The sequence below is a fragment of the Paenarthrobacter sp. CM16 genome (genome assembly GCF_013179505.1).
Classification (GTDB): domain Bacteria; phylum Actinomycetota; class Actinomycetes; order Actinomycetales; family Micrococcaceae; genus Arthrobacter.
This window is the reverse complement of sequence record NZ_JABMCX010000176.1, coordinates 1-10,092: the sequence shown is the minus strand read 5'-3', so window position 1 is coordinate 10,092 and position 10,092 is coordinate 1. Positions and strand designations below refer to the sequence as shown.

Here is a 10,092-nt window from a genome sequence, read left to right as displayed (position 1 = left end):
CAGGCGCATGTGAAAGCATGGGCCCATGGGTTCATTCATCATTCGCGTCCTCATTAACGGGCTTGCCCTGTGGGTAGCCACTTGGCTGCTGCAAGGCATGGATATCACTACCAGCGCTACCGAGAAGGCTGCCACCAATGCAGGACTGACCCAAGGCGCCGATACCGCCGGCATCATTCTGGCGTACCTGTTCATCGGCCTGATCTTCGGCGTGGTGAATGCAGTGGTCCGCCCCCTGGTCAGGCTTCTGTCACTGCCGGTGACCATCCTGACGCTTGGCCTGTTCACTATCGTGATCAATGCTGCCATGCTGTACCTCACTGCCTGGCTGAGCTCATTCACTCCGGTACACCTCACCCTCGATTCGTTCTTCTGGACTGCCATCCTGGCTTCCCTCATCATCAGCATCATCTCGATGGTGGCAGGACTGATCCCCGGTACCCGCAAGCGCTAGGAGCACGGCAACTACCGTGTTCCAGACCCCGCTTTGGTGTCCTGGACGGTGGGCTGACCAGGTTGCAATGCCCACGGGGAAGCGGGCATCGGCGCCCTTTCCAGTTTGATCCGGCTCACTCTTGCTACCCCACCGGTGCCCACAATGCCCGCGAAGACGGCAGTTGAAGCCATCAGTGACTCGTCCTGGCTTGCAGCAACCAGCTCTGCTCCTGCTGCATAGTTCTCCTGGTCATGTCCGGGACCAAGGCCGGGATCTTGTCCTGCTGGTGTCTTAACCTCGTTGGTCAGCGACACCGTCACCCTGTCTTTCGTATCACTGTTCACCCGGCCATCTGCTCCCGGGACCCAGTCCTGAACATGTTCCAAATGGAGTGAACTGATACCAGGTTCGGGGGTAATTCCGCCTACAGGAGCCCCGGCCGTCAGCACATACTTGAGGTCGAATTCACTGAGAAAGGCCTGGTTCCGGCTGAGGTTCATGGCGTGCACGCCTCCTTGGCTGTGCCCCACCGCCACTACCTGCTCTCCGGCGTCCGCGCCGGCCTCACGAAGAGCCTGACCAACGGCGGCGACTACTTCCTCCGAGTCGTAGGCAACAGCATCACCGATTCCCGGGATATCGAGTGGGTTCGTGTTCGGTGAGAAGGGCTGGGTGCCGGGTATCAGCACCATCCAGGATGAAGAACCGTTCTGTTCGAACTGGATGACCTCAATCTCTCCGCTGTTCCTTGCATGCAGCCTCTCCAAGCGCCGGAGGCTCTCCGCCATAGAGGGCTCGATCTGTTCCGCGGACTGCTCCATCGTCCCGATGCTGACGTGTCGGGGTTGAAGTGCCCCCAAAAGCGGCGACTCCAGAATTCCGTGCAGGATATCCCTCGTTTCCGTCCAAGGAGGAACCAGCACTCCCCTGACGATGTTATGCGTCATGTCACGGCCAGGGAGCAACAACCCGATCCCGGAAAACCTCATCTCGTGGAGGCTCAGCTCATGCCGGAAACCATTTGAGGCCTCCACTAGCTCGTAGTCACGGTGGCTGACCCGCACATTCGCGCTGATCTCCACCAGGTTCTGGCGAACCCTTGCCACGTCCTTCCGGCTTTCGGCAACAGCGTCGATGGCAGCCGGACCGGTGTCGTAGGAGTCGTACAGAAACGTTTCCAGAGAGTCCTGAACCCGAATAGCCTCGTCCTCGATATCGCGAAGCTGCTGGACCACCTCATCCAGCTGAATTACGCCCCGCAAGAGTTCTTCCAGCTGGAACGACATCCCGCCCACTCCACCCCGTATGGTGAGGAAGCCGTCCGCTGCCGGAGGCAAGGGCCGGGGCGCTCCTCCGGCTCCCACTGGAGCTGAATCGGCCATTACTGTCCCCTCTCGCTGGAAACTGAGACGTTCTGGGAATGGCGAAGTACCAAGGCAACGGCGGCATCCATGGACTCACGGGCACGCATCAGCGCCGAAGCATGCAATGCAATGGTTGTTCGGTAGGCGCGTCCCGCAGGAGACTGCCAATCGTTCAGTTGGATTCTTCGCAAAGCGGCAAGAACAGCGTCTGCTTGGTCCACGCACGTCTTGATACGCCAAGCGAGCCGTTGGACTTCATGGCTTCGGGAAGCACACTCCAGGGGGTCGAAGGTGGGCGGGTTGGCTGCAGGCATCAAGCCGACGCTCATGTACGTATACTCCGTTGGTTGTTCTGCTGTTCGGTACGATCGACGCTACGGAGCGGCAGAACCCAACGGAAGCAGCGGCGTCGCGTATGTGGATAACCCGGGACGCCGTCCACATAGCCTTGTCACCGACTCGGGCACCATGGCGGAACATGAAAGAATAGGCACCATGGCTGAATCCCCTCGCGTGTCCCTCGCTTCCGAACCCCTCGCCCTTGGCGCCCTTGACGGCCGCTACCGTGCCGCCGTCGCGCCCCTCGTTGACTACTTGTCCGAGGCTGCACTTAACCGCGACCGCGTTCACGTCGAAGTCGAGTGGCTCATCCACCTGACCAGCCAGTCCGTTTTGCCCGGCGCGGGCCCTCTGTCCGAGGATCAGATCGCCCGGCTGCGAGCGATCGTCACCGAATTCAACGCCGCATCGGTCAATGAACTTGCCGAGATCGAGGCTGTCACCGTCCACGACGTCAAGGCTGTGGAGTACTACATCGGCCGTCGCCTTCCGGCAATTGGCATCGAGAACCTGACGGCCATGGTGCACTTTGGCTGCACATCCGAGGATATTAACAACCTCTCCTACGCCGTAGGCATCAAGGGCGCCGTGGAGAACGTGTGGCTTCCGAACGCCGCTGCCCTCGTGAAGCAGATCGAAGCCATGGCGGAAGAGAACCGCGCTGTGCCCATGCTGTCCCGTACGCATGGACAGCCGGCCACGCCCACCACGCTCGGCAAGGAACTGGCGGTGATCGCCCACCGCCTGAACCGCCAGCTGGCACGCATCGCCAAGACCGAGTACCTCGGCAAGATCAACGGCGCCACCGGCACATACGCCGCGCATGTAGCGTCCGTCCCCAGCGCTGACTGGGAAGCCGTCGCCAAAACGTTCGTGGAGAGCCTGGGCCTCACCTGGAACCCGCTCACCACGCAGATCGAAAGCCACGATTGGCAGGCCGAGCTCTACGCCGACATCGCCCGCTTCAACCGCATCCTGCACAACGTCTGCACGGACATCTGGAGCTACATCTCCATCGGCTACTTCCGCCAGATTCCGGTGGCCGGGGCTACCGGCTCCTCCACCATGCCGCACAAGGTCAACCCCATCCGCTTCGAGAACGCCGAAGCCAACCTGGAGATCTCCAACGGCCTCCTGGACACCCTCGGCGCCACCCTGGTTACCTCCCGCTGGCAGCGCGACCTCACGGACTCCTCGTCACAGCGCAATATCGGTGTCGCTTTCGGACACTCACTGCTGGCTATCTCCAACGTCGCCAAGGGACTCAAAGCACTGGACGTCGCCGAGGAAGTCCTCGCCGGTGATCTCGACACCAACTGGGAAGTCTTGGGTGAAGCCATCCAGATGGTCATGCGCGCAGAGGCGATTGCCGGCGTCGAAGGCATGGAAAACCCCTACGAACGGCTGAAGGACCTCACTCGCGGCCAGCGCGTGGATGGTGCCCGCATGCAGGAATTCGTCCAAGGCCTTGGCCTCTCCGCGGACGCGGAGGCACGCCTGCTCGCATTGACTCCGGGCAAGTACACGGGCATCGCCGACAAGTTGGTGGACCACCTGCAGTAGGACCGAATGCTCGACGACGGCGGGCCGGGGCTGGGTGCCCGGGTCCGCCGTCGGCGTTTAAGCTGGATTGGACACCACGGACACGAAGGCAGCAAGGCAGCGCCGCGAACGCCCAGCAGCCCAGCAGCCCAGCAGTCCAGTCCAGCCCAGTACAGGGGACCCGGACCACTAACGATGTAAGGAGCGGAGCACCCATGAAGCTCCTGTTGATCAGGCACGGACAAACACCCGGCAATGTTGCGGGCCAACTGGATACGGCCTTCCCCGGCCCCGGGCTGACCGAACTCGGTGAACGCCAGGCAGCGGCCCTCCCGGACGCTTTGGCTGACGAGGCCATTGAAGCGCTGTACACCTCCACACTGCTGCGCACCCAGCGGACGGTCGCTCCCTTGGCTAAGGCCACTGGTTTGGACCCTGCCATTCTGGATGGGGTCCACGAGATTGAGGCCGGTGCCCTTGAGAAGAAGACCGACCATGAATCGCACCTGCGCTACTTGAGCACCGTCTTTGCCTGGGCGGACGGGGATTTGGACGTCCGGATGCCGGGGGCTTTCGACGGGCACGATTTCTTCGCACGGTTCGATGCCTCCGTTGAGAAGGTCGCGGCCGCGGGGCACGGGACAGCTGCAATTGTCAGCCATGGTGCTGCCATCCGATGCTGGGCAGGACGCCGTGCAACGGACATCGACACGGTGTTCGCTGAAACCCATCAACTTCCCAACACCGGAATCGTAGCTCTCGAAGGCGACCCCCGGAGTGGCTGGAAGGTTCTGCACTGGGACCAGATTCCTGTGGGTGGCCTGGCCTTGGCAGATCCAACCGCCGAGGACCCCACTGGCGAGGCACTTCAACCCTGAGCCCGGCAGGACACAGGGCGGAGCAGCAATTCTCCCGACGCTTACGCGCAGGAAACACCGCGGTAACCACAGTTCCGTAGGCTTGAGACGCATAGACACCTCCCCGAAACCCGGCGAAATGAGGCAAGATGCAGACCAACCCACGGCTCAACATCCGGCAGGTCACGTGGGCCAACCCCGTGGGCGCTGACCTCCGTGCCGCGCAGCAGGCTGAGCTGGATGCACGGTTCGGAAGCACTGATCATGAGCCCGGACCGTCTCCCTCGGAGTCGGACACCGCCGTATTTGTGGTGGCCTATGAGAAATGCTCCGGACAACCACTGGGCTGCGGCGGGCTGAGGATGCTCGATGAAAAGACGGCGGAGATCAAAAGGCTCTACGTAGTCCCCTACGCCCGTGGTTCGGGAGTGGCGAGCTCGATCCTGGCCGCCCTTGAAGCCCAGGCCCATTCCCATGGCTTCACAGTGATCGCGGCTGAAGCGGGTTCAGCCCAGTCGGACGGCCGCAGCTTCTACGAGAGCGCAGGATTTGCCTTGGTCCCCAACTTTGGGCCGTACATCGGCGTGGACGAATCGTATTGCTACTCCAAAAGGATCGATTCCCACAGTGCCTCGCACACGGCGATGGCCTAAGCCGTCTCGATCGCTTCGACGCAACGTCAAGCGGAGGTCGCCCCAGTTCGATAATCTCAGATTATGGAAAAAGCAGACATCACCTTCCGAACCCGCAAATGGGTCCGGCCCGAGGACCTTAACGCCAACGGCACACTCTTCGGTGGCAGCCTGCTGAAGTGGATCGACGAAGAGGCCGCGATCTACGCCATCCTCCAATTGGGCAACGGGCGTGCCGTGACCAAGTACATCTCCGAGATCAACTTTGTCAGCTCAGCAGTTCAGGGCGACCTGGTGGAAATGGGCCTGACGGCGAAGCGCTTCGGCCGCACGTCCCTGACCATGCGCGCCGAGGTCCGCAACATGATCACCCGCGAGGCCATCCTGACCATCGAGGAAATCGTCTTCGTCAACCTCGGTGCCGACGGACGTCCGCAACCACACGGGTACACCGAAATCACGTACGACCGCGACCGCATCCCCACGCATCACCTGACTGAAACGCTCGACGAAGACTGAGCCGCCCGGCGTCGTGCGTTTCGAGTAGTCAGGCAGCGTAACCATCCCGCCAACCCGGCGGGAACGTTGGGTAAACCGCCCGGCCCACCGTTGAACCCGTTCGAGCAGCAGGGTAAAACGGAAGGATGAGCGATGTGAACTCCTGGATGGATCAGTACGAACGTGCATGGACCTCGAACGATCCCGAAGACATCCGGGCTCTCTTCACCGAGGACGCCGTTTACAACGACCGCCCCCACACAGCGAAACCGTGGAACGGCCACAGGAAATTGTGAAAGCGTGGGCCGATGCCGGCGACAAACCGGAAGATTGGACCTTCGAGTGGACGCTCCTTGGCAAGGACGGCGACACGGCGTTCGTCCAGGGGCTGACCACGTACCTGAACGACGAGCCCACCTACGACAATCTGTGGGTCATCCGTTTCGCCGAAGACGGCCGGGCACGCGAATTCACCGAGTGGTACATGGCGCGCAAATAAGGCAGGCCGGAACCCCCGGGAGGTCAGCGGGAGCGGATCAGCACGTTGTGGTGGATCTTGGTCCACCCCTGATACTTCGGCTGGCCGGCGTCCACGCCGTCACTAATGAGCTTCGCTTGGGTCTCGTCAGACACCGTCAGCGTGAGGATCTCCTCACCCGTGGCGACCGCTGCGCAGCCCGCCCTCCATCGCTCCGGGAGACCTGCAGGCACCGCATACAAGCAAGCGGATCCGCCAGCCTTGCTCTTGGCCGCGTAATACTTCACGTCGCCGTGGGTGGCCAACAGACGGGTCGAGCCGGGCTCCACCTCAAGATCCACGCCGGTAAGGCTAACGTTCCCCGGAAGTTCGTCCTCCGCCGTCGCTTCCCTTGCCAGGACATCCGGTCCGGTCGGCGAGGAACAACCAGCCAACCCCAACGCAGCAACAACGGCAAATATGGCTACAACACGGCGATTCATGGCACTGCCCCCTCAGGCTCTCGTTTCATCGAGCCTAGCCCACCGCTTCACCCACCCACGGCACGTCAGTAGCTTTCGCGCTCAGCCGTTTCGGACACCGGGATGAACGTTGCTGCGAACCCCTCGGAGGCCCGGGCCAGGACAGCAACGTCCGCGCCCACCAGCACGAAGGAGGCGCCGGCGTCGAGGTAGGCGCGGGCGGTGGCCTCGTTGAATGCGTTCACGCCCGCGGGTTTACCTGCCGCTTTGGCGGCTGCAAGGCAGTGTTCGACGACGGCCCTCACCAAGGGATTTTCCTGCTGCCCCAGCAGGCCCATGGAGGCGGCGAGGTCCGAAGGACCGAGGAAGATGCCGTCAACGCCATCGACGGCGACGATCTCTTCCACCGCTGATGCCGCAGCTTCGGATTCGATCTGCACCGTGAGGCTGATGGATTCCGAAGCGGACGCCAGGTAGTCCGGTACCCGGTTCCAGCGTGATGCCCGGGCAAGCGCCGAACCCACACCCCGGACCCCGTGCGGCGGATAACGAACTGCGGAAACCGCAGCTGCCGCTTCGAAGGCCGAGTTCACCATGGGAATCAGCAGGTTTTGCACGCCAAGGTCCAGGTATTGCTTGATGACCACGGTGTCGTTCACTGGCGGCCGGACCATGGCCTGCACCGGGTAGCCGCTCACGGCATGAAGCTGGGCAAGGATGGATTCAAGCCCGTTGGGACTGTGTTCGGCGTCGATCAGCACCCAATCCAGGCCCGAGCCGGCGCAGATTTCTGCGACCAGCGGGCTGCCGGAACATACCCACATACCGGCAAGCGGCCGGCCCGCCTCAGTGAGGGCCGAATAGAAAGTGGGGCCTAGCTGAAGTGGCATGTCACAACTCCCAACGGTCCGTAGTCCGCGTGCACGGTATCACCTTTGTACACCCAGAGGGGGCGGGTAAACGAGCCCGCCAGGATGATATCTCCGGCTTTCATCGAGTCCCCGTGCGCGGCGATTTTGTTGGCCAGCCAATGCACCCCGTTGGCTGGGTGGTCGAGCACTCCGGCGGCCACCCCGGTCTCTTCCACGGTCTGGTTTTTGTACAGGATGGCGGAGACCCAACGGAGGTCGACGGCGTCCGGCCGCACCGGGCGGCCGCCCACCACCATGGCGCCCATCGCGGCATTGTCCGAGATGGTGTCCACGATGGTCCGGCCCTCCATTTCAATCCTGGAGTCCAGGATTTCGAGGGCCGGAACCACGTAGTCGGTGGCGTTGAGGACGTCGAAAATGGTGCAGCCAGGGCCCTTAAGGCCTGACTTCAGCACGAAGGCCAACTCCACTTCAACCCGGGGGTGCGTGTACTTGTCCCATTCGACGGAGCAGCCGGTTTCGAGGACCATGTCATCAAAAATGGCACCATAGTCCGGCTCGGTGATGCCTGTGGCGGCCTGCATGGCCTTGGACGTGAGGCCGATCTTCCGCCCCACCAACGTGCGCCCGGCTTCCTCGTTCCGCCGCATCCACAGCTGCTGCACGGCGTAGGAATCCTCCACCGTCATGTCTGGGTAGCGGGCTGTGAGGCGTGGGACCGGCGTACGGGAACGCCCGGCTTCGAGGAGCTCGTCGGCAATGGCTTCGATCGTCTTCGCGTCCAGCATGGCTTAGACCTGCGCCCCGAGTTTGAAGCCTTCGGCCGCTTCATCGGAGCCGCCGGAGGGGCGGGTGTAGGAGAAGCCGTCGGCGCCCACGGTGACAGCCATTTCGGACTTGTCCTCGCGCTCGATGATCGGCTGCGGGTTGCCGTCGAGGTCCAGGACCAGGGAGGCCTCGGTGTACCAGGACGGGACCACGGGGTTGCCCCACCAGTCGCGGCGCTGGTTGTCGTGGACATCCCAGGTGACGGTGGGGTTGTCCGGGTCTCCGGTGTAGTAGTCCTGGGTATAGATCTCCACGCGGTGGCCGTCCGGGTCCAGGATGTAGAGGTAGAACGCGTTGGACACGCCGTGGCGTCCGGGGCCGCGTTCAATGCGGTCGGAGATGCGCAGGGCGCCCATCTTGTCGCAGATCTGGATGATGTTGTGCTTCTCGTGCGTGGAGAACGCGATGTGGTGCAGGCGCGGGCCGTTGCCGCCGGTCAAAGCGGTATCGTGCACAGTCTGTTTCCGGTGCATCCACGCGGCGTACGTGACGCCGTCGGAGTCCTTGATGTCTTCGGAGACGCGGAAGCCGAGGTCCTCCAGGTATTTGCGGCCGCGGGGGACGTCCGGGGTGACCTGGTTGAAGTGGTCCAGCCGGACCAGTTCGCCGGCGGAGTAGAGGTCATAGCGCTGGGTGAGGCGTTCGACGTGCTCCACGTCGTAGAAGAACTCGTACGGGAAGCCCAGCGGATCCTCCACACGGACGGAGTCGCCTACGCCCTTGGTGAAGCCTTCCTTGCGGCGTTCCACGCGGCAGCCCAGTTCGCGGTAGTACGCCTCGGCGGCGTCGACTTCGGCCGAGGACTTCACGCGATAGGCGAATGCTGCGGCAGCGGCCACCGGGCCCTTGCGAAGGACCAGGTTGTGGTGGATGAACTCCTCGAAGGAGCGCAGGTAAATGGTGTCCTCGTCCTCTTCGGTGACGTGCAGGCCCAGGAGGTCCACGTAGAAAGCACGGGACTTGGCCAGGTCCGTGACCACCAGTTCCAGGTAGGCGCAGCGGACAATGTCCGGTGCCGGGACGGTGGGAGTGGGGATGGGGCCGGTGAAGGGGTTGCTCATGGGATTCTCTCTTCGTTGAAAGGGTCAGTTGAATGGAGTTCAGGCGCCGAACTTGGGGGTGTGCACAGAGCCCAGCGTGATGTGCACGGCCTGCTGGTCGGTGTAGAAATCGATGGAACGGTAACCGCCCTCATGGCCCAGGCCGGAGGCTTTCACGCCGCCGAACGGGGTACGGAGATCGCGGACGTTGTGGCTATTGAGCCACACCATTCCGGCCTCCACGTTCTGGGAGAAGTTGTGGGCCCGGGTCAGGTTCCGTGTCCAGATGTAGGCCGCCAGGCCGTACTTGGTGTTATTGGCCAAGGCGAGGGCTTCGTCGTCGTTCTCGAAGGGCGTGATTGCCACGACAGGACCGAAGATTTCCTCCTGGAAGATCCGCGCGTCAGGCGCGACGTCGGCAAACACCGTGGGTGCGATGTAGTTGCCTTCGGGCAGGTGGTCGGGTCGGCCGCCGCCCGCCAGGAGCCTGCCCTCGGACTTGCCGATCTCCACGTAAGAGGCCACCTTGTTGTAGTGCTCCGGGTGAACCAGCGCACCCACCTGGGTCTTGGGATCGTGGGGGTCACCCACCACGATGTTCTTGGCCCGTGCGGCGTACTTTTCGCAGAATTCGTCGTAGATGGCCCGTTCCACCAGGATGCGGGAGCCGGCGGTGCAGCGTTCGCCGTTGAGGGAGAACACCCCGAACAGCGCCGAATCGATCGCGGCGTCAAGATCGGCGTCG

General features: G+C 62.7%; 12 protein-coding genes and 1 pseudogene. 6 read left to right on the top strand and 7 right to left on the bottom strand.

Annotated features, from left to right (window positions below):
- Window positions 1-25: 25 nt before the first annotated feature.
- Window positions 26-454 carry a phage holin family protein gene (locus HP499_RS15440; protein ID WP_026543035.1) on the top strand — a complete coding sequence of 143 codons (429 nt, stop codon included), beginning with the start codon at window positions 26-28 and terminating at the stop codon, window positions 452-454.
- A gap of 11 nt (window positions 455-465) precedes the next feature.
- Here HP499_RS15440 and HP499_RS15435 read toward each other — a convergent pair whose 3' ends face one another.
- Window positions 466-1,818, bottom strand: a complete 1,353-nt coding sequence (locus HP499_RS15435) for a hypothetical protein (protein ID WP_253951619.1) — start codon at window positions 1,816-1,818, stop codon at window positions 466-468.
- Window positions 1,818-2,129 (bottom strand): hypothetical protein, encoded by a 312-nt coding sequence (locus HP499_RS15430; protein WP_172325115.1) that lies wholly within the window; start codon window positions 2,127-2,129, stop codon window positions 1,818-1,820. Before HP499_RS15430 ends, HP499_RS15435 begins: the two co-directional genes overlap by 1 nt.
- A gap of 166 nt (window positions 2,130-2,295) precedes the next feature.
- Between HP499_RS15430 and purB the strand changes: the two genes are divergently transcribed.
- From purB to HP499_RS15405, 5 genes and pseudogenes are all read left to right on the top strand, one after another.
- The gene (purB, locus tag HP499_RS15425) at window positions 2,296-3,702 is read left to right on the top strand and encodes an adenylosuccinate lyase (RefSeq protein ID WP_172325112.1); all 1,407 of its coding nucleotides are present in this window, start codon (window positions 2,296-2,298) and stop codon (window positions 3,700-3,702) included.
- A 194-nt stretch (window positions 3,703-3,896) separates the two neighbouring features.
- Entirely contained in the window at window positions 3,897-4,559 is a 663-nt protein-coding gene (locus tag HP499_RS15420; RefSeq protein ID WP_172325110.1) for a histidine phosphatase family protein, read from the top strand.
- 128 nt (window positions 4,560-4,687) lie between these two features.
- Complete coding sequence (locus tag HP499_RS15415; RefSeq protein ID WP_172325108.1) at window positions 4,688-5,191, top strand: GNAT family N-acetyltransferase; 504 nt, start codon at window positions 4,688-4,690, stop codon at window positions 5,189-5,191.
- Between the two features lie 63 nt (window positions 5,192-5,254).
- Window positions 5,255-5,689, top strand: coding sequence for an acyl-CoA thioesterase (locus tag HP499_RS15410; protein ID WP_017198826.1), 435 nt, complete (start codon window positions 5,255-5,257; stop codon window positions 5,687-5,689).
- Window positions 5,690-5,835: 146 nt separating this feature from the next.
- Window positions 5,836-6,167 (top strand): annotated as a pseudogene (locus HP499_RS15405) (nuclear transport factor 2 family protein).
- A 23-nt stretch (window positions 6,168-6,190) separates the two neighbouring features.
- Here HP499_RS15405 and HP499_RS15400 read toward each other — a convergent pair.
- From HP499_RS15400 to HP499_RS15380, 5 genes are all read right to left on the bottom strand, one after another.
- The gene (locus HP499_RS15400; protein ID WP_172325106.1) at window positions 6,191-6,628 is read right to left on the bottom strand and encodes a hypothetical protein; all 438 of its coding nucleotides are present in this window, start codon (window positions 6,626-6,628) and stop codon (window positions 6,191-6,193) included.
- A gap of 65 nt (window positions 6,629-6,693) precedes the next feature.
- On the bottom strand, window positions 6,694-7,497 hold the full coding sequence (locus tag HP499_RS15395; RefSeq protein WP_172325104.1) for an aldolase/citrate lyase family protein: 804 nt from the start codon (window positions 7,495-7,497) through the stop codon (window positions 6,694-6,696).
- Window positions 7,482-8,267 (bottom strand): 2-oxo-hept-4-ene-1,7-dioate hydratase, encoded by a 786-nt coding sequence (hpaH, locus tag HP499_RS15390; RefSeq protein ID WP_172325102.1) that lies wholly within the window; start codon window positions 8,265-8,267, stop codon window positions 7,482-7,484. The genes HP499_RS15395 and hpaH overlap by 16 nt, the downstream gene beginning before the upstream one ends.
- Before the next feature lie 3 nt (window positions 8,268-8,270).
- Window positions 8,271-9,368, bottom strand: a complete 1,098-nt coding sequence (hpaD, locus tag HP499_RS15385; protein ID WP_172325100.1) for a 3,4-dihydroxyphenylacetate 2,3-dioxygenase — start codon at window positions 9,366-9,368, stop codon at window positions 8,271-8,273.
- Window positions 9,369-9,407: 39 nt separating this feature from the next.
- Window positions 9,408-10,092 (bottom strand): aldehyde dehydrogenase family protein (locus tag HP499_RS15380; protein ID WP_172325098.1); only part of this gene is annotated, 685 nt, incomplete at its 5' end.

Coding starts and splice junctions, on each gene's coding strand:
- HP499_RS15435 (WP_253951619.1), bottom strand. CDS start 1,818: ATGGCCGATTCAGCTCCAGTGGGAGCCGGAGGAGCGCCCCGGCCCTTG.
- HP499_RS15415 (WP_172325108.1), top strand. CDS start 4,688: ATGCAGACCAACCCACGGCTCAACATCCGGCAGGTCACGTGGGCCAAC.
- HP499_RS15420 (WP_172325110.1), top strand. CDS start 3,897: ATGAAGCTCCTGTTGATCAGGCACGGACAAACACCCGGCAATGTTGCG.
- HP499_RS15430 (WP_172325115.1), bottom strand. CDS start 2,129: ATGAGCGTCGGCTTGATGCCTGCAGCCAACCCGCCCACCTTCGACCCC.
- HP499_RS15400 (WP_172325106.1), bottom strand. CDS start 6,628: ATGAATCGCCGTGTTGTAGCCATATTTGCCGTTGTTGCTGCGTTGGGG.
- purB (WP_172325112.1), top strand. CDS start 2,296: ATGGCTGAATCCCCTCGCGTGTCCCTCGCTTCCGAACCCCTCGCCCTT.
- HP499_RS15410 (WP_017198826.1), top strand. CDS start 5,255: ATGGAAAAAGCAGACATCACCTTCCGAACCCGCAAATGGGTCCGGCCC.
- HP499_RS15395 (WP_172325104.1), bottom strand. CDS start 7,497: ATGCCACTTCAGCTAGGCCCCACTTTCTATTCGGCCCTCACTGAGGCG.
- hpaD (WP_172325100.1), bottom strand. CDS start 9,368: ATGAGCAACCCCTTCACCGGCCCCATCCCCACTCCCACCGTCCCGGCA.
- hpaH (WP_172325102.1), bottom strand. CDS start 8,267: ATGCTGGACGCGAAGACGATCGAAGCCATTGCCGACGAGCTCCTCGAA.
- HP499_RS15440 (WP_026543035.1), top strand. CDS start 26: ATGGGTTCATTCATCATTCGCGTCCTCATTAACGGGCTTGCCCTGTGG.